The sequence below is a fragment of the Phocaeicola faecium genome, assembly GCF_014837055.1.
GTDB classification, from domain to species: Bacteria; Bacteroidota; Bacteroidia; order Bacteroidales; family Bacteroidaceae; genus Phocaeicola; species Phocaeicola gallinarum.
The window spans coordinates 258,425-278,019 of the sequence record NZ_JACSPQ010000001.1; the positions used below are offsets into that span (position 1 = coordinate 258,425).

The following is a 19,595-nucleotide window of genomic DNA, read 5'->3' on the forward strand; positions in this document are numbered from 1 at the left end:
ATTTTGCTGAAATATTTTTGAAAGATAAAAATAAACCGCTGATAATTAGTCTGTTTTTATAAGCCCCAAAAAGTATTGATTGAAAAAGTTGTCTTTTTAATTAATTACTTCTTCCGTTATGAAAAGTACGTTTTTAAGTGATAAATCTGTCAAAATCTGCATCGCAAAACTTTCGGATGTGATATTTTATGCTAACTTTGCGCGAGGCTATCGAATAACATGAAAATGAGGCTGTTTTAAACTTTCTCCGGTTTTGCCGGAAGACCGGAAAAACGCTACCCATAGAACCGGGGTGTCTTTCGGGTAGAACCGGGCAACGCATCCGCATGGAATGGACAACGCTAACGGTTGCGTTTTCGGGGTATGTACTTCCGGCGGAAGAGAAAGTATAATTGGCTAAAAATAACTAACTTACAATATTAAACGAACACAGAATGAATAAAATTCTTTCTAAAGAACATTTTTCAGAAAAGGTCTTCAAACTGGTGGTTGAAGCTCCTTTGATTGCAAAGTCTCGCAAAGCGGGACATTTTGTCATTGTCAGGGTAGGAGAAAAGGGCGAGCGTATGCCTTTAACAATAGCCGAAGCCGACCCCGTAAAAGGAACGATTACTTTGGTGGTACAGGAAGTCGGACTTTCGTCTACACGCTTATGCGAGCTGAACGAGGGCGATTACATTACCGATGTGGTGGGACCGCTGGGAAAAGCTACGCATATTGAAAACTTCGGTACGGTGGTTTGTGCCGGAGGGGGTGTGGGTGTTGCGCCGATGTTGCCTATTGTGCAGGCACTGAAAGCTGCCGGAAACCGTGTGATTACCGTGCTTGCCGGACGAACCAAAGAACTGATTATTCTTGAAAAAGAGATGCGCGAAAGCTCCGACGAGGTAATTATCATGACCGACGATGGTTCTTATGGGCAGAAAGGTCTGGTAACTCAGGGAGTGGAAGAGGTTATCAAGCGCGAAAAGGTAGACAAATGTTTTGCCATCGGTCCTGCCATCATGATGAAATTCGTGTGTCTGCTTACCAAGAAATACGATATTCCTACCGATGTGTCGCTTAATACGATTATGGTAGACGGTACGGGCATGTGTGGCGCGTGCCGAATCACCGTGGGCGGAAAGACACGTTTCGTATGTGTCGACGGACCGGAGTTCGACGGACATCAGGTAGACTTTGATGAGATGTTGAAACGCATGGGAGCGTTTAAGGACATCGAGCGGGAGGAAATCCACAAGTTGGATGAAAAACCGGAGACTTGCGAGGTTGACAAGCAGGCTGAGGACGGCAGGAATGCTCCGTGGCGCGAGGCGTTGCGCAAGAGCATGAAACCGAAAGAACGTACTGCCATCCCGCGTGTGAAGATGAATGAGCTTGACCCCGAATACCGTTCGCACAGCCGCAAAGAGGAAGTAAACTTGGGCTTGAACGAAGAGCAGGCGCTGACGGAAGCAAAGCGTTGTCTGGATTGTGCCAACCCTTCGTGTATGAACGGCTGTCCGGTAGGTATCAATATTCCGGGATTCATTAAGAACATTGAGCGCGGAGAGTTCCTCGAAGCAGCCCGCGTATTGAAGCAAACCAGTGCACTGCCTGCCGTATGCGGCCGTGTATGCCCTCAGGAAAAACAGTGCGAATCGCAGTGTATTCACCTGAAGATGGGACACGAAGCCGTTGCCATCGGTTACTTGGAACGTTTTGCTGCCGATTACGAACGCGAAAGCGGACAGATTTCCGTGCCCGAAGTGGCTGAGAAGAACGGCATCAAAGTTGCCGTGGTGGGTTCAGGACCTGCCGGATTGTCGTTTGCAGGCGATATGGCGAAATTGGGTTACAGCGTAACCGTATTCGAAGCCCTGCATGAAATCGGCGGTGTATTGAAATACGGTATACCGGAGTTCCGTCTGCCCAACAAGATAGTAGATGTGGAAATCGAAAACCTGTCGAAGATGGGGGTTGAGTTCGTTAAAGATTGCATCATCGGAAAAACCGTCAGCGTAGACGATTTGGAACAAGCCGGCTATAAAGGAATCTTCGTGGCTTCGGGAGCAGGTCTGCCGAATTTCATGAACATTCCGGGCGAGAACTCTATCAACATCATGTCGTCTAACGAATACCTGACGCGCGTCAACCTGATGGATGCGGCAAGCGAAGATTCGGATACTCCCGTAACCTTCGGTAAACGTGTAGCCGTTATCGGTGGCGGAAACACGGCGATGGATTCCGTCCGTACGGCACGTCGCTTGGGTGCAGAGAGAGCCATGATTATCTACCGCCGCTCGGAAGCTGAGATGCCCGCCCGTATCGAGGAAGTAAAACATGCGAAAGAGGAAGGCGTGGAGTTCCTCACTTTGCATAATCCGATAGAATACATAGCCGATGAACAGGGAAAAGTGAAACAAGTCGTTCTTCAGAAGATGGAATTGGGTGAGCCGGATGCTTCAGGTCGCCGCAGCCCCGTACCCATCCCCGGTGCAGTAGAAACGATAGACATCGACATGGCGATTGTCAGCGTAGGTGTATCGCCCAACCCGATTGTCCCCAATTCAATTCCCGGATTGGAGTTGGGACGCAAGGGAACGATTGCCGTAAACGACAATATGCAGTCGTCCATCCCCACGATTTATGCCGGTGGCGACATCGTTCGCGGCGGTGCTACCGTAATCTTGGCAATGGGAGACGGCCGCCGCGCCGCAGCAGCTATGGATAAGCAGTTGCGTGGCTGATTCTGCGTTTCCGGATAAGCGATAATATAATAGGGACTATGTATGTTGGCTGAACATAAAAAGCAAATTCAGCCCAATATACATAGTCCCTTTCGTTTTACTGTTTTGATGCTACATTCTTGTAAAGAAAAATTTTATCGCACAGATCGGGGTGGTTTATCCGTATATATGTATCTGAGTCTTTCGTAATCTATTGCTTGGCTTGGTCTTTCCATATTTTACGCTGGACTATCAGAAACAAGGTGATACTTACGCTGATTTACGTAGGTCAGCGCCGGATGCTTCAGTCGATAAACCGTTTGGTCAGCTCGCCGAACTCATCAATACGGCGGTCGCGGAGGAAAGGCCACCAGCGGCGCACGTTCTCACTGCGATTCATGTCGATTTCCACTACCAAGTTTTCTTCTTTCAGGTTACTTGCCTGTGCGATGATTTCGCCCTGCGGACCTGCTACGAAACTGTTTCCCCAAAACTGGATGCCGTTGGTTTGACCGGATGGATCAGGCTCATGGCCTACACGGTTTACGGCGATTACCGGCAGTCCGTTAGCTACGGCGTGACCGCGCTGTACAGTAACCCATGCACCTAATTGCCGCATTTTCTCCTCCTGCGTGTCGGTGCTTTCCCATCCGATGGCGGTGGGGTAAATCAGCAATTCAGCTCCCTTGAGTGCCATCAGGCGCGCACCTTCCGGATACCATTGGTCCCAGCAAACTTGCACGCCGAGTTTGCCTATTGAGGTTTCTATCGGATTAAAACCAATGTCTCCCGGTGTGAAGTAGAACTTTTCGTAATAGGCAGGGTCATCGGGGATGTGCATTTTGCGATACTTTCCGGCAATGCTTCCGTCGGCATCGAATACCACGGCGGTGTTGTGGTAAAGCCCTGCCGCACGGCGTTCGAAGAGCGATGTAACCAATACCACACGGTAGGCGGCAGCCAGTTCGCTGTAAAATCCGGTAGATGGACCGGGAATCGGTTCGGCAAGGTCGAACATGGCAGTGTCTTCCGTCTGACAGAAGTAAGGGGTATTATGAAGCTCTTGTAAGACTACTAATTCAGCTCCTGCTTGCGCCACGGTAGCGATGTTACGGTGGAGTTTTTCAAGATTCAGTTTGATATCGTTCGTACACGATTGCTGAACGATACCTACGCGGATAGTTCTTTTCATGAGTGTTTGTTATTTGGTTTTGATAGAGTCGGGATATTGCATGGTAACACAGTGAAGCGAACCGTGTTGCTTGATGAGAGCGCAACAGTCTACGCCTACGATTTCACGTCCGGGGAATGCCTCCGCCAACACTTGGGCAGCACGTGCATCGTTTTCCGGTTGGGCATACGTAGGATAGAGTACGGCTTTGTTCATTATCAAGAAATTGGCATACGTAGCAGGCAGGCGTTCGCCATCCTCGTCGTATACGGCATCTGCCATCGGAAGCGGGAGCAAACGGTAGGGGTCTCCGTCGGGTGTGCGGAAGGTTTTCAACTGTTCTTCCATCGTGCGGAGCGCGCCGTAATGCTCATCGTTCTTGTCCGTACATTGTACGTAAGTGATGGTGTTGTCCGGACAAAGCCGAGCCAGCGTGTCTACATGGCTGTCGGTATCGTCTCCGGCGAGGTATCCATAATCCAACCACAACACTTGGCGCAGGTTAAACCGTTCCATCAGGTACAGTTCGATGTCTTTGCGTGTCATCGTATCGTTTCGGTTCGGAGCCAGCAGACAGGTAGATGTGGTAAGCAGGGTGCCGTTTCCGTCGCTTTCGATAGAACCTCCCTCCAAAACAAAATTCCGGCAGTTGATGTAATCGCCGTTCAGCAGTCCGCTTTTAAAGACATGGCTGTTAATCAGATTATCTTTACATGCAGCAAACTTCATTCCCCAGCCGTTGAAACAAAAGTCGAGCAGCAAAGGGTCGGCATGTTGTTCCAACAAAGTAATGAACGCATGGTCGCGTGCCCACGTATCGTTAGTAGGACATGCAACAAAATGAATGTTTGTACGGAACGGAGCATCCTTCAGTTTGTCGGGAAACTCCGGTGCAACCAACAGCAGTGGCTGGCGCGTGGCGATTTCTCGTGCAAGATTGAAAAAACATTCTTCCACTTCATCAAGCATATATGCCCAGTCGGTTTCAGCATGAGGCCACGTTAATTGGATATAACTTTGCCGATGCCATTCGGCAGGTAAATAATACGTTTTTTCCATATTCTGTTATTCTTTTTTTGTTCTTTTCTTTTGAGCGGCAGGAAGCGCCTCTTTTTGCGATTTTTCGTAATTCATTTCATCTTCTTTCTTCTTCTTTGAAGTGCGCAGGCGTCGTCGGTGCAAGAATTGGTCTACCAGTTCTTTCCAATTGGTGAAATCCTTTTTATACATCAGGCCGATACCCTGTGTAGTGAGTGTCGATTTGGTGAAATAACGGTCGTTAGTCTGATTATATCCCCTCAGTCGCAAATCTCCGTTTTTGGTCAGCAGCCAGATGGCTTCAAAGTCTCCCACGAAATTGGTGTTACGCATCGTATTCTCCCGGTAACCGAAGTTTCCGTTGATGATAAGTCGGTTATTCAGCAGACGTCCCGACAAGATAGCTTCGGCCTCCACATCGCTCCATCCCTTTTCACCCGTACTGAGGTTTGTACCCACGTTCCAGTTTCCGTTGTTGATTACCTGCGAAAGCATGTTGTTCAATTGCCCGGACAAGGTACTGAATGCCAGCGAGCTGGTTGCATCAGACTGCGTAGAGTTATTTGCGTAATCATACGTGTAGAATTTGCCGACTCCTAACAGATAAATAATTTGAGTGTTCATCTGCTCTTCGGTACTTGTCAGACTTCGAACCAGTTCACGGTCTTCCTCATTCACCGTTGGCAGTTCAAGGTCGAACTTCAGATTCGGAGAAGTCAGGTTTCCGGTCAGATTCAGCAAACAGTTTACACGGACATTCCCTCTCGATGAGGCCGCATCAGCAATCAAGTCGTTCAGCGAAGCCGAATTGACCGTATACACCGCCTGCACATCGAGGTTAGCCTCACGCGGGTTTCCGTTGAAGCTGACCGTTCCTCCCGGTTGCAACACGAAATCTTTGCGGATAACATTCTGCATACTCATCTTGTAAATTCCCTCGGCTATATTATATGTGCCGAAAATCTGGAAATCACCTTTATTGAAGAAATTGATACGCAAGTTCCCCGTTCCTTTTGCCGAGATATTATCTCCGGCGAGCGGGTCCATGATAATTTTCATGTTGGCCTGTTCAGTCGGTTCTATTTGTAAGTTGATACGTACATCGGCCGGCGTATCATCTTCATCTTTCTTATCCGGTTGGTTTAAGTAATGATACACCTCTGTTTCTATATCTTCTTGTTGACGGCGTGGCGTACGGTCGACAAAAGTGATAAACTGATTGCTGACGGCCTCTGATGTTCCTCCCAATACGTAAGCAAACGCTGTACGGTTATCAGCCCGCAGTGTGCCGTCGACGTTCAGCATATTGTCTCCTCCGCGCAGCCGGACATTGCCTGTGGTGTAAATCCGTCCGTAGAAAGGAAAGTCGGGAGTCTCACGTGCAGTGTTATATACCAGCATGTTATTCATATCAAAGCGGAATTGGTAAGAAAGGTTTTTCAGTTTTGTATGATGAAGCTCCCCATTAGCTGTTCCTAAATGCCCCTCAGGGTCGTTCAACTGTACGTTTTCGAAGTGGAAATTTCCCGATGTAATCCGCACGGAGTCGGCACTCGCTTCGAAACGTGTATTCAGGATATTGACCTTCATACCCATGTTTGCCTGTACAGACCCTTCCAAGTCAAGCCCGGAGAACGGCCCGAAAAGGCGCACGTTCCCGTATGCCCGTCCCCTTACGTCACTGAATATGTTTTTGATAAAAGGCTGCAAGAACGACATATCGGTTCCGCCCGCCTGAATATGCAGGTCCAATCCTTTCAGTTTGGGAGATACATATCCGTTGACGCGCGTAAACCGCGATTCATTTTCCCGTATGTCGGCAAGCAGACGGATACCGCCTATCTCCTTATCCCAACTGCCGGTTATGTCAGCCTGCCCCAACAGTGCATCGTTCAAAGAGAAATTGCCTACATCGAGCCGTGCCTGTATCACCGGGTCGTCCATTACATGATGCAAATGCACCTTGCCGCTGATGAGTCCGTAGAACTTCACGGCGTGGAATTGAATCATATCCATGATGTATAACAGATTGATGTTACGTAAGTCCACCAAGCAAGAGTCTGAAGCCTTTTTCCCGATTCTTCCATCTGCTTTCAGGTGCTGGTCGGCATGTTCGAACAAGAAATTCTGTATTTCAATGCTGTCTTTGGCGACGGTTATAGTAGCCGGATGTACATTCCACACCGTATCGTTTAAAACAATCTGACTGGGGCGCAAATCTATTTTCGTAAGTAATTGCTTCGTGTTTTCCATTTTGCTGAATCCTGCCACGGCATCCACTTTCCCGCTATACGTAATATTGGTATTGTTTCCCCAGTAGAGCGTAGTCTGCAAATGGTCGTTTTTAGCCCGTGTGTGCAAGGTAAAATTAAACATTGCACCTTTTTTCATCAGCGTACCTACCCTGACGCGGCATTGAAGTTCGTTGGAAGGGTTTTCGCAGATAATGTTTCCCGATTCATATTCTTTTCCATTGTAGCTGAATTGAGGGAAATACGCATTGATGCCCATCCGCGCAAGGCTGTCGTTAAAATATCCTTTGATTGTTGCCGGCATTTTTAACGTCAGCGGAATGTCGAATACTTTTGAAGCGAAGTCGCTGTTTTCAACATATAAATCGAAATTGAAATTGTTGTTTGGGGTGTCTGTCTGTGCCTTTTCCGGTAAAATAGATGGCAAATATTGGCGTATTACTCGCTGGATACTTGCCCAAATACTGCGGTATGAATAGTTCCCTTTTACGGTTCCTCTCATAAACGGCGAGTGAATGCGGATTTCTTTTTCTCCATCCGTATTTCCGGCTGTGATGTTCAGATTTTGTAAGAAATAGTCGCGTTCATTATCTGGAGCATCAACGGAAAGGCTGTCAAGATTGATTTCTCCTTTCATGTCGTCGACCGAATGTCCGGAGAAGTCGGCTGTCAGGTTCAGTGAAATATCTGTATCTTGATATTTTTTGGTCAGATTCAGATTGTTGGGACGTAAATTGCGGACAATGGCACGTAAGTTGAAGTCCGGAGTCTGTTGTTTGGTGACGAACTGTCCGTTGACTTCAATGGTTCCGTTTTCATCATTCAATGCTATTTTTCCCTGAAAACCTCCCGGCTGATATTGCCCGTCAAGTAAAATGTTCTGGTAATTGTATTGATTGTATTCTAACGATGAAATAACTCCTTTTACGTATGATTCCGGTCGGTCGTTCTGATATCTCAGCCCTTTTAGTTCGATGTCAAACGCCGCTTTTCCCAATGTATTCTCCTTGTTTAGCAGTTTCCCGATGTTAAAGTCTTCGCTTAAAATCTTTCCGGAGTAGCTGTTCAGGTTGGTTATCGTGTCTTTGTGCATTGTGACGTTTGCTTTCAAGCTGCCTATTGCCGAACGGAAATTGCCATACACCGTAAGTTGGTGCATGAATCCTGATATATCTCCTTCGAAGTCTAAAAACTCCACCTGCTTCAGCACATTAGGCATTTCGTCTTTTCCTGTCAGGTTGCGGAACAGCCAGCCGATACCCTGCTCACTGAAGGCTGCCTGTGAGATTTTTCCGAACAAATAGGGTGGGCGTGACGCTCCTTCGGCATTCACCATAGCCTCTGCTTTGATGCGCAACAGGTGGCGGACGTCGGAAAGAGAAAAGTTGGTACAGCGTATATGCTTCCCTTTGCCTTCAATGGCTAATTGCAGTGTAAGCGGTTCTTTGAAATGGCGGAAAGCAGGTACAAACGGAGACAGGTCGGCAAGAGTAACCGAAGCATTTATATTTCCCTGATAAGTGATGGGGTTTTCAATCGAGAACGGCTTGTTCATGTCTTCTGCCGAAGCTGCCAGTGTGTCGATGACAATCTCTGTATCGGGAAGCCCGATAGAGAAGTTGGCAAGTTGGACTCCCTTATTGTTCGCCGCCAGTTTTGCTGAGAATCGTTTCAACTGGAAACCGCTCTGTTCACTGAAACTCATGCGCCGGATCTGGGCATTCAGCGAATCTTTCTGCAATGTTTTTAGCGCAAGGGTTGCCGACAGATTCTTGATTTTTATATGCGAAGGGTTGAACTTTCCGGGAGTCTGCTCCTCTGAGCGAACGTCATAAGCGAGCTGTCCGCGCCGGATAAGTATCGTATTGATACGTAAATCAATGTTATTTTCTTTTTTTACCGTATCTTTCGGTGCAAAAGTATCAATGATAAACTGGAAGTTTGGTTTACTTTCGGGGGTCTCTTTCTTTAATTGCGCATTGAGTCCGAATAGCTGTATGCTGCTGATGCGTATCTGTCCGTGTAGCAAGGGCGAGATGTCAAACTTAGCCGAGAAACGTGAAATCTTCAGCATTTCTTCTCCTTCGCGGTCTTTCAGCGATACGTTTTGAATAATGATGCGGTTCAACAGTCCCAAATTGATATTTCCGACGCTGACCTCCGTTTGAAACAGTTGGCTGAGTTCTCGCGTAGCGTATGCAGACAGTTGTTTCTGAATGAACGGAACATTCAGAAAGGCAATTATTCCGAAATAAAATACAAGTATCAGAATAATAAAGAAGCGTGTACTATGTTTGATACGGTTTAGCTTACCCATGCAGATTTAAAAATTGAACAAATTTACGAAGTTTGCTGGAACTAACCGATAATTCAACCGCTTATTTCAAAATTTTTAAAGGAAGAACTTTAAATTCCGATACCCTGAAAACGCTACCCGTAGCGTTGGTTATCCCATGCGGTAGAATGACCTGTTTCTACCCATAGAAATGACCGACGCTATGGGTAGCGTTTTTCCGGCTTCCGACCGTGCCGTAAAAGGGCATAAAAAGGCATGGAAACACGGGGTTCGCAGGTCGGTTTACGGCAGAAGGATACTAAAAAAATAAAAAAGAAGCGGAAGGTTAGACTGTATGTGGAAATTTATTCAGACCTTTGCAGCCGTTTTTGAAAGTTTTTGCAGCAACGGCTGTACGTATGCTATTGAATCAATAATAATGTATAATTATACACCGATAAACGAATGACTAAAGTTACTAAGTATCCTTCGCCTCTTGTTTCATTACTGCCCATTTTTGTTTTAATCATCCTTTTGTTTTTTACGATACGCTTGTTCGGAAGTGATGCGTTGGGCGGCGGAAGCCAGATTTGTCTGCTGACGTCTACCGCCTTGTGTGCCGCTATCGGGATGGCAGGCTACGGCATACCGTGGGGAGACATCGAGCGTGCCATAGTCAATAACATAGCCGGAGTGGGCAATGCAGTCATCATCCTGCTGATCATCGGTGCGCTTTCGGCGGTATGGATGTTGAGCGGTGTGGTACCTACGTTAATTTATTACGGAGTACAGATTATCCATCCCAGTATCTTCTTGGTTTCTTGCTGTTTGATTTGTGCCGCAGTGTCGGTAATGACCGGAAGCTCATGGACTACGATTGCTACCATTGGTATCGCACTGATGGGTATCGGGAAAGCGCAGGGGTTTGCCGACGGATGGACGGCTGGTGCCATTATTTCGGGAGCTTATTTCGGCGATAAAATTTCACCCTTGTCGGATACCACTATATTGGCTTCTTCGGTTACCGAAACACCCTTGTTCAAGCATGTACGTTACATGATGTATACTACGGTTCCTTCGATGGTGCTTGCATTGATTGTATTTACGATAGCCGGTTTTGTCTATGTATCGGATGCAAACATCCACTTTTCTTTATTTACGGATGCACTTGCCGAGCGTTTTCATATCTCATTATGGTTGTTGATAGTGCCGGTCATAACAGGAATCTTGATAGCCCGTAAGGTTTCTTCCATTGTAACCTTGTTTGTTTCCACGCTGCTGGCTGTGGTTTTCATGCTGTTATTCCAAGCCGATATTGTTCGCGAGGTGGCAGGCGAGGGGGTGTCAGGCAGTGAAGCCTTGTTTAAAGGGACATGGATGATTCTGTATGGCGGAACAACGTTAGAGACGGAAACAGAGGTTTTAAGCGAACTGATAGCAACAAACGGAATGGCAGGAATGATGGATACCATTTGGCTGATTATATGTGCCATGTGCTTTGGTGGAGCTATGACGGCGTGTGGCATGTTGGGAAGCATCACTTCGTTGTTTATCCGTTTCACTCACCGCCTTACAGGTATGGTGGCATCTACAGTTGGAGCCGGCCTTTTTTTGAATCTTGCTACAGCCGACCAGTACATCTCTATCATTTTGACGGGAAATATGTTTAAAGATATTTATAAGGGAAATGGTTACGAAAGTCGCCTGTTAAGCCGTACTACCGAAGATGCCGTGACTGTTACTTCGGTACTGATTCCGTGGAACACGTGCGGAATGACTCAGGCAACTATTTTAAATGTTCCTACGCTTGTGTATCTACCCTATTGTTTTTTTAACTATATTAGTCCGCTGATGAGCATACTGATTGCTTCCATCGGATATAAGATTGTAAAACTTAAAAAGTAACTATATTTATATTATGAGAAGACATATTACATTTGCTTGCCTGTTTGCTTTGGCATTAGGCGTACAGGCTCAAGAGGGGGGAATAACACCCGAAATGCTTACCCAAATCAAGGGTGCGTATAAACATACTTCTGCAGACAAGGCGATTCATAACGCAATGGCAGGGACGAGCATCGCTGTATTGGCACGTAATCAGGAGCGTCTCGCCAATTTCGACACGAACTTCTCCGACAAGGTAGTTTCGCATGGCATTACCGACCAAAAGCAGTCGGGCAGATGCTGGCTCTTTACGGGGCTGAACGTGCTGCGCGCTCAGATGATGGCGAAGTACGGACTGAGTGAACTGACGTTCTCGCAGAATTATTGTTTCTTCTACGATCAGTTAGAGAAAGCAAACCTTTTCCTGCAAGGCATCATCGACACCCGCATGAAGCCGAAAGATGACAAGATGGTGGAATGGCTCTTTAAGAACCCTATTAACGACGGCGGGCAGTTTACCGGAGTGTCCGATCTGATTCTGAAATACGGGTTGGTTCCCTCATCGGTTATGCCCGAAACATATAGCAGTGAAAATACTTCCCAGCTTAGCAACCTGATTGCCCTGAAGCTGCGCGAGTTCGGATTGCAGTTGCGCGACGACGCTGCTGCCGGGGCAACCGTGGCTGCGCTCGAAGCTAAAAAAACAGATATGCTTGCCACCGTATACCGTATGTTGGCTTTGGCGCTGGGAGAGCCGGTACAGAATTTTAAGTGGACGATGAACGGGGTGGAGAAAGAATACACGCCTCTGTCTTTTTACCGCGAGTTCCTCGGAAACGACCTCGATAATAATTACGTGATGCTGATGAACGACCCCAGCCGCGAATATTACAAGTGTTACGAGATAGATTACGATCGTCACGTATACGACGGAAAGAACTGGACGTATGTCAACTTGCCGGTAGAAGATATCAAGCAGATGGCTATCGCTTCCATCAAAGACAGTACCATGATGTATTTCTCATGCGATGTAGGTAAGTTTATGGACAGCCAGCGCGGAATGCTCGATGTTAATAATTACGATTATGCTTCACTTATGGGAACTGAGTTCGGTATGGATAAGAAACAGCGTATCCAGACTTTTGCCAGCGGTTCTACCCATGCTATGACGCTGATGGCAGTAGACCTTGACGCGAACGGGCGTCCCAAGAAATGGATGGTGGAAAACAGTTGGGGACAAGATGCCGGATTCCGTGGTCACATGATTATGACCGACGAATGGTTCAATGAATACATGTTCCGCCTCGCAGTAGAAAAGAAATACGTTCCGAAAAAAGTTCTTGACATATTGAAGCAAAAGCCGGTGCGTTTGCCTGCATGGGACCCTATGTTTGCACCCGAAGAATAACCGCATAAATACATAAAGCTATGAATACATTGTGTATAAAAAAAATTCAGGCGGTGGCAGATATTTCTGCTTCGCAAGTTCCTGCGTTGCTTGATAAGGCACAGGCAGAATGGCATCGGATAGATACCGTAAATTGGGACGCCTATCCGTATAAACCCGAAGTGAGTTTCCGCATCGTACATACGGGAGACAAACTGTTGGTTCATTACCGGGTGACAGAAGAAAGTGTACGTGCCGTTGCTGCGCATGACGACGGCCGTGTATGGGAAGACTCCTGCTGCGAGTTCTTCGTAAGTCCCGACGGTAATGATGTGTATTATAATTTGGAATGTAACTGTGGCGGAACGCTTCTGCTTCACGGCGGACAGAAAGGCGGTGAGCGTCCTTCGGCACCGGTTTCTGTACTGGAAAGCATAGGCAGATGGGCCTCGTTGGGTCGTACTCCTTTCGAAGAGCAGGTAGGAGAGCGCACGTGGGAACTTGCATTGGTAGTTCCCGCTTCGGCATTCTTTTTACATGCAATAACAGATTTCAGCGGTCTGGTGATGCGTGCCAATTTCTACAAGTGCGGTGACCTGTTGCGTACGCCCCATTTCCTTTCATGGAGTCCTATCGACTTGCCGCGTCCCCAGTTCCATTGTCCGCAATACTTTGGTGAAATACGTTTTGCCGAAGATTGATTCCCGCTAAAAAAACATCTCATAGTTTCTTATAATCCATTGGGTAGAATCAGGTCATTCTTCTCAATGGATTTTTATTCGCATGAGTTCAGGCTCTAAAGCGCGCTGATTATTAGTTCTCCTTTATCTTTCCATTTGCCAATCCGGTTCTTTTTGTTGTTTGTCGCATTCTGTTGTGATGTAATACTTTTGAAAACATTTCAACAATTGCTAACTGAATGTTCATTAATATTCTTTCTTATATTTTTACAATATGCGGCTTAAATCGTGCGAACCAAACGCTCTTTTTTCTTGTTGGTAATAATCGGATAACACAGAAGTCACCTTTGGAGTGATAAACAGGTATTTTGAATTATTGTTTCTTTGTGTGAAATATTATTGAAGTATTAGTTTTTTAATGTAAAGATTATGAACACCCGATTTTTATTTAACCAGATGTTCTTTTTGTTGTTTTCAGTGATAATGATGGCATGTTCCGATTCGGGAACCGAAGTAACAGGCGATGTCGAAGTTGCCGCTGTAACCGTATCGCCTGCTACTCTTAATTTAAATATAGGAGAGACACAACGTCTGACACTTACCATACAGCCCGAAAATGCGAGTGCAAAGAGCGGCGTGTGGAGTTCGTCAGATGAAAGTGTGGCAACCGTGTCGGATGATGGAACAGTGACGGCACAAGCCGAAGGAAATGTTACGATAACCGTAAAGGTTGGCGGTAAAAGCGCAACGTGTGAGGTTACGGTGGCTGCTTCTGCTTCCGAAGAGGAGGATAACAACGATGCAACCCTTTTCGATTTGACAAAGTTGACGGGAGCAGAGCTTGCAAAAGCTATTGCCGATGCTTCGGCTGCGGGGATAACTCGCTTCACGCTGAAAGGTGATTATGCGGCTTTAAATCTCGTAGAGAATAATCCTTTTGTAGGTATTTATATGGAATCACTCGATTTGAGTGGTGTAACAGGCTGGCCGGAAGTGAGCAACGGGCAAGCCGGAGTGCCTCGTCATGCTTTTTATGACAAAGATATCCGGATACAAGAACTCGTACTTCCTGAAGCGGTAAAAGCGGTAGGCAGTTATGCTTTCAGCCAATGTGTGATGTTGACAAGCGTAACAGCGCCGGGTTTGCAAACAGTAGAGCCGTATGCTTTCCAATATTGTTCGGCATTAAAGAAGGTGAGTATGCCTCAGGTCACTTCGATAGGGGAGTCTGCATTCTTTAATTCGGCATTAGTTGAAGCCGATTTCCCCGTACTGACATCTGTGGGCAATCTGGCGTTTCACCAATGCGCTTCGCTCGTTTCGGTCAATATGCCTCAACTTACCGCATTAGGAGAAATCGCACCATTGTATGCTGACCAACCAATTGAAGCATCTGTGTTTGGCAAATGCAGTGCGCTTGTGTCAGTTTCACTGCCTAAAGTGACTGTTGTAGGCGACATGGTATTTGAATCTTGCAAGTCATTGATGAAAATCGAATTGCCTGAAGCTACGGATATTGGCATTTTCTCTTTCCGTGGTTGCAGTGCTTTGCAGGAGGTTTCACTCCCGAAGGCTGTAAACATAAACGATTATGCCTTTGCCGATTGTCCGGCGTTGCGAACTATTCAGTTAGTAACTCCGAATAACATTGCTGTGTATAGCTCGGCTTTCGGTGAATCTAACTCACAAACGCAGAATATAACTCTTACCCTTGCTTCGCAGAACAGTTCGCAGGTAGACCAAGTGGAAACTCCCGATGGTAAGATTACTTATACGTGGAACGGTTACGAATGGAAACATATTTCTTATAAATAACCCAAAAACACTCTGAAAGCAAAACACTTATCACGTTGTGTGCTCGTGTGTTGCCGACAGCGGGAAGATAAGAGATTCGGGATGGTGAGCGCCACAGTAACGCTCACCATCATTTTTTATAGGCAAGAAAGCTATTTCAACAGTGGCAACCGGCTGAGCATATTTTTGAGCCGGATAGCAATACGCGGCATTGGCTCGGCGATGGTCAGTCCTACGATTTCTTTTTCTTGGGCGATATCGTTTATCACCCGCACCACTTCTGCCATTTTCATTCCGTCGGGAACCACTCCTACGGCTGCGATGATTTCGTTCGGGTCGAGTACATCCATATCGAAGTGAACCACCACTTTAGATGCTCCACAGGCTCTCAGCCACTCACGTACAGGGTTGCTGTTTTCCCTTACCTCCTCCGGAGACAGGTGCTTGATTCCGTATTCTTGTTGGCGTATTTTGATTTCTTCCCGTTCCCAGTCTCTGATTCCTACCATCAAGATTTTGTCCGGCGAGATGGTAGCCGGGAGTTCGTCCATGATTTTCCGGTCGCCCACTCCCATGCAGGCAGTAACAGCCATTGCGTGATAACCCGTATACACATCGCCGGGCAGGGTAATATCAGGGTGTGCATCAATCCAGACCATAGCCACGTCGCCATTATATTTATGGGCGAGGTACGTAAACGGGACAACGCTGGTCGAGCATTCTCCGCCCAGTGTCACTATCCGGTCTGGATTTTCTGTGTTCAGAATATCTAACGCAGCCTTTGACTGTCGGTAGATAACCTCACGGTCGAGCACTCCACCGGCACATTCGCGCTTGGAGATATCCGTTGAAACGGGAACGGTCACGGTTTTCTGTCCGCTGTCGGGAGCCAGAAAATTCAGCAGTTGTGCACCTAAGTAATATCCTCTTGCCGCATCGTCGGGATTCGGAATTTCAGGCAGCCAATGATTAATGTCTCCACCCTGCCATTGAGGATAAATCAATCGGATTGTAGTCTTTGCTTGTTTCATAATCTTTACAAATTGTAGGTTGTTAATCTTGTTCTGGCTTTTCCGGATTATGCTGCCGGTATGTCCCGAAAAACACTTCCGTTAGTGTTTGTAGTTTTTAGCCGATAAGTTCCCCGGTTCTACCCATAGAACACCTTCATCCTTCGGGTAGCGTTTTGTCAGGTTCCGGATTAAAGCCGGGAAAACCGATGCAGATTTTTGTTCTTTTTGTTAATTACTTGGATATGTTATTTTTAGGTTTCCGCCCGCCATCATTGGGGCGGTTGATTACAAAAATAAAAGTTTTATGTTTTTTTGCCAAACTAATATCCTTTTAAACAAAGGGTATTAACAATAAAAGCATTACATTTGTAGTAATTAATTATACCATTTTTTGAAAGATAAAATGGGGGCTTGCAATTATTGAATCCAAATTGATTATAATGAAGAGAATAACAAAGAATGTATTCGGCATTTCGGCAGGTGTTCTTATGGTTTTGTTTGCCGGGTTAGGGATAGCTACGTGGATAAACAAAGAAGAGAGCAGAAAGGCGCTTGATGAGGTAGAAGTGACCGACTCGGCAGAAGTCAGCGAAATTGTTTATAAATACGGTATTCCGGTAGATAATTATAATGTACGCTACGGAATAGTGCAGGCAAATCAGAATTTGTCGGTCTTGTTGCAAAAGCATGGATTGTCTGTGGGCGAAGTACACGAGTTGAATAAGCTGTCTGAAGGAATTTTCGATGTCCGTAAGATTCGGAGCGGACAGGCATACGCTGTGTTCGAAACCAAAGACAGCTTGCCGAGAACGAGCTTTTTCGTATACGAAGAAAATCCGAAATCTTACGTGGTGTTCGATGTAAGAAACCGGAAATACGAAGTGCGTAGAGGGGAGAATCCCGTGGAATGGAAACGCAAGCAGGTGAAAGGGAAAGTGGAATCATCACTGTGGGTTGCCATGCAAGAACATGACACGTCGCCTCAGTTGGCAATGATATTGTCGAATATATTCGGATGGACCATCGACTTTTTCGGCTTACAGAAGCAAGACGAATTCCGGGTAATTTACGAACAGGAGTACGTGGAGGGAAAAGAACTGCCCAACTTCCGTGTGCTGGCTGCTTCCTTCAATCACGAAGACAGTCTTTATTACGCCATACCTTTCGTGCAAGACGGCGAAGAGCTTTACTATAACGAGAAAGGAAACAGTCTTGAAGGAGCTTTCCTGAAAGCCCCGTTGGATTTTTACCGCATCTCATCGCGCTTTTCGAACAGCCGCTTCCATCCCGTGTTGAAACGTTATCGCGCCCATCACGGTGTAGACTATGCCGCACCTACGGGTACGCCTGTTTATGCGATAGGAAACGGAAAGGTTATAGCAAAAGGCTTTCAGGCAGGAGGTGGAGGAAACTATGTGAAGATACGCCACAACAGCGTTTACGAAACTACTTATATGCATTTGTCCCGTTTTGCAAAAGGCTTGAAGGTAGGGAATGAGGTGAAGCAAAAAGAAGTTATAGGTTACGTCGGGGCAACGGGGCTGGCTACTGGGCCTCATCTCGACTTTCGTGTTTACGAACATGGAAAGCCGATAAACCCGCTGCATATAAAATCGCAGCCGAAGAAACCCATCAGCCCGATGAATATGCCACAGTTTACCGTTGTGCGCGATTCGTTGGTTAATGAGTTGTCTCGTCTGTAATCAGACTTTACAACTCTTCATTTTCTTCCGCGCAGCGCAAAATCAGGGTGGTAGCTCCCAATGTGAAAATAGCACCATCCTCAATGCGGGCGCGTTCTTTCGCTCCTAAAAGTTCGTTCATAAGGAAAGTTCCCGTGATGCTGTCGTTGTCGCGCAGGGTGTAGATGAGTTTTCCCTGTTTGTTCCGCTTTACATTGATGATGCAATGACGGCGGTCCATGCTGGGGTCGTTGGTTTCGATAGGTACGTCGATGTCCATACCCTTGCTTCGGCGTCCTATTACGTTATCGCCTTCGTGAAGCGGCAGTACTTGTTTGTAAGCAAACGTGTTTTCAATTACCACCACATTTCCACATTCCTGCATACCTGTCGATTCATCTGCCACTTCCTGACGTTGGTTGGCAGCGTTGAGTTTGGCTTTTCCGATGCGTATGCTGAACTGCTTGTGGCAGTTGTCACAGATAAAGACCAATGACTGGCCGATTTCGTATTTTGTTTCGTCAAATTGAATATAATTATCGCATTTGGGACATCTGACTCTCTTCATAAAGATGTATTCTCTCTGTATTTATTTAGCGGTGAATACCCACGCATTTTTAAATTGTTCGTTTTTTCTCAGTTGGTTGACCTCTTGATAAGCCTCGCTGCTGCTGGTACCTTCATGGAGGGCAATACGGTAACGTCCGTTCGACTCTAAGATTTGTACGTTCTTGTAGCCATTCTCGCGGTATTTCTTCACTTGCTCGTCGGCATCGGCTTTCGTAGCAAGGCTGGCAATGATGATGTAAGAACCTTTTTGAACAGCAGGTTGGGAAGCCGGTTTCTCTTTGGGCGTAACTTCTTTTTCTTGAACTTGAGCTTGAGAAGTCGGATTCTTTTGTGCGGGGGCAACCTCTGCCGCCGGTTGTGCAACCGGTTTTACTTTTTCAGTTTTTACGGTAACTGGTTTCAGTGTATTGATGTTGTTACGTATCCGTTTCTTTTTCTCCTGTTGGTTTTGTTGTCCTTCACCGGATAAGGTAGTAGCTACCGATTGGTTACGGATTGCATCAAACATAGCTGTAGAACCGAGTGAAGCATAACTTGCTTCGTCAATATAAGTGTTTTCAACCGGAATGGAGAGAACAAAAAACAGTAAAACGGCTGCTACCGTTGCCACAGCGTTGCGTGCCCAACTGCGTAGCGGTATATGTTTTTTCTCTTTCCGAGACGACATCTGGATAGTCTTGACTGTCGGTGCAGGCTGTTGAGGCTGTACTTCTTTACTTAATAAAGGTAACGAGAACCGTTCTAATCCATACAGGTTCGGCGTGAAAAAAGCATCTTTTAACGGCTCGAACTCATATCGTCCTTTTATATTATAGTAAAGCGTACCTACTCCGTTCAGCTCAAACTGCCCGTTTTCGTAGAGCTGTTCTTTCAGTTGGATAACCGTTTCTTCGATTTTGCGCGTTGCGTCCGGAAAGTCGGTACTATACGTTTTCATATACGACTGAACCAAAAGTCCGTCGTTCATGACTAACTGGGGATTAAAACCGATGGTTCGTGTAGGAGGATAAAACTCGTTATCTTCCTCTTTATACATGGCAGGACGGTTGTGGGCGATAAATCCGCCAAATCCCGGAACGATTACGCAATCGTTTTCTAATAATAAGACTTCTATATGTTTTGCCAATTCAATCATATTGCA

12 protein-coding genes are annotated in these 19,595 nt (G+C 46.3%); 6 read left to right on the forward strand and 6 right to left on the reverse strand.

Annotated elements, in window-relative coordinates; all coding sequences use genetic code 11:
* Positions 1-434: 434 nt before the first annotated feature.
* Complete coding sequence (locus H9626_RS01090; RefSeq protein ID WP_178256141.1) at positions 435-2,729, forward strand: bifunctional dihydroorotate dehydrogenase B NAD binding subunit/NADPH-dependent glutamate synthase; 2,295 nt, start codon at positions 435-437, stop codon at positions 2,727-2,729.
* A gap of 283 nt (positions 2,730-3,012) precedes the next feature.
* On the opposite strand, the gene H9626_RS01095 is transcribed toward H9626_RS01090, so the two are convergent.
* The 3 genes from H9626_RS01095 to H9626_RS01105 are packed head-to-tail and all read right to left on the reverse strand — an operon-like array spanning position 3,013 to position 9,486.
* Positions 3,013-3,900: a carbon-nitrogen hydrolase gene (locus H9626_RS01095; RefSeq protein ID WP_191709278.1), complete on the reverse strand. Its 888-nt coding sequence runs from the start codon at positions 3,898-3,900 to the stop codon at positions 3,013-3,015.
* Between the two features lie 9 nt (positions 3,901-3,909).
* A complete protein-coding gene (locus H9626_RS01100) occupies positions 3,910-4,938 on the reverse strand; it encodes an agmatine deiminase family protein (protein ID WP_191709279.1) in 1,029 nt (342 codons plus the stop codon).
* A gap of 6 nt (positions 4,939-4,944) precedes the next feature.
* Complete coding sequence (locus H9626_RS01105) at positions 4,945-9,486, reverse strand: translocation/assembly module TamB domain-containing protein (RefSeq protein WP_191709280.1); 4,542 nt, start codon at positions 9,484-9,486, stop codon at positions 4,945-4,947.
* 423 nt (positions 9,487-9,909) lie between these two features.
* Between H9626_RS01105 and H9626_RS01110 the strand changes: the two genes are divergently transcribed.
* The 4 genes from H9626_RS01110 to H9626_RS01125 all read left to right on the forward strand — a co-directional run bounded on the left by H9626_RS01110 (position 9,910) and on the right by H9626_RS01125 (position 15,210).
* Positions 9,910-11,349 (forward strand): Na+/H+ antiporter NhaC family protein, encoded by a 1,440-nt coding sequence (locus H9626_RS01110; protein WP_178256137.1) that lies wholly within the window; start codon positions 9,910-9,912, stop codon positions 11,347-11,349.
* Positions 11,350-11,362: 13 nt separating this feature from the next.
* On the forward strand, positions 11,363-12,736 hold the full coding sequence (locus H9626_RS01115) for a C1 family peptidase (RefSeq protein ID WP_191709281.1): 1,374 nt from the start codon (positions 11,363-11,365) through the stop codon (positions 12,734-12,736).
* A 20-nt stretch (positions 12,737-12,756) separates the two neighbouring features.
* On the forward strand, positions 12,757-13,416 hold the full coding sequence (locus H9626_RS01120; protein WP_191709282.1) for a carbohydrate-binding family 9-like protein: 660 nt from the start codon (positions 12,757-12,759) through the stop codon (positions 13,414-13,416).
* A gap of 408 nt (positions 13,417-13,824) precedes the next feature.
* On the forward strand, positions 13,825-15,210 hold the full coding sequence (locus tag H9626_RS01125) for a leucine-rich repeat protein (RefSeq protein ID WP_191709283.1): 1,386 nt from the start codon (positions 13,825-13,827) through the stop codon (positions 15,208-15,210).
* A 131-nt stretch (positions 15,211-15,341) separates the two neighbouring features.
* Here the strand turns inward: H9626_RS01125 and H9626_RS01130 are convergent, their stop codons facing one another.
* Positions 15,342-16,220 (reverse strand): arginase family protein, encoded by an 879-nt coding sequence (locus H9626_RS01130; RefSeq protein ID WP_178256133.1) that lies wholly within the window; start codon positions 16,218-16,220, stop codon positions 15,342-15,344.
* A gap of 422 nt (positions 16,221-16,642) precedes the next feature.
* Between H9626_RS01130 and H9626_RS01135 the strand changes: the two genes are divergently transcribed.
* The gene (locus tag H9626_RS01135; protein ID WP_178256132.1) at positions 16,643-17,905 is read left to right on the forward strand and encodes a peptidoglycan DD-metalloendopeptidase family protein; all 1,263 of its coding nucleotides are present in this window, start codon (positions 16,643-16,645) and stop codon (positions 17,903-17,905) included.
* A gap of 7 nt (positions 17,906-17,912) precedes the next feature.
* Here the strand turns inward: H9626_RS01135 and H9626_RS01140 are convergent, their stop codons facing one another.
* Together H9626_RS01140 and H9626_RS01145 are read right to left on the reverse strand one after the other, a co-directional pair.
* Positions 17,913-18,452 (reverse strand): FHA domain-containing protein, encoded by a 540-nt coding sequence (locus tag H9626_RS01140; RefSeq protein WP_178256131.1) that lies wholly within the window; start codon positions 18,450-18,452, stop codon positions 17,913-17,915.
* A 21-nt stretch (positions 18,453-18,473) separates the two neighbouring features.
* Positions 18,474-19,589, reverse strand: a complete 1,116-nt coding sequence (locus tag H9626_RS01145; protein WP_178256130.1) for an HU domain-containing protein — start codon at positions 19,587-19,589, stop codon at positions 18,474-18,476.
* Between the last annotated feature and the right edge of the window lie 6 nt (positions 19,590-19,595).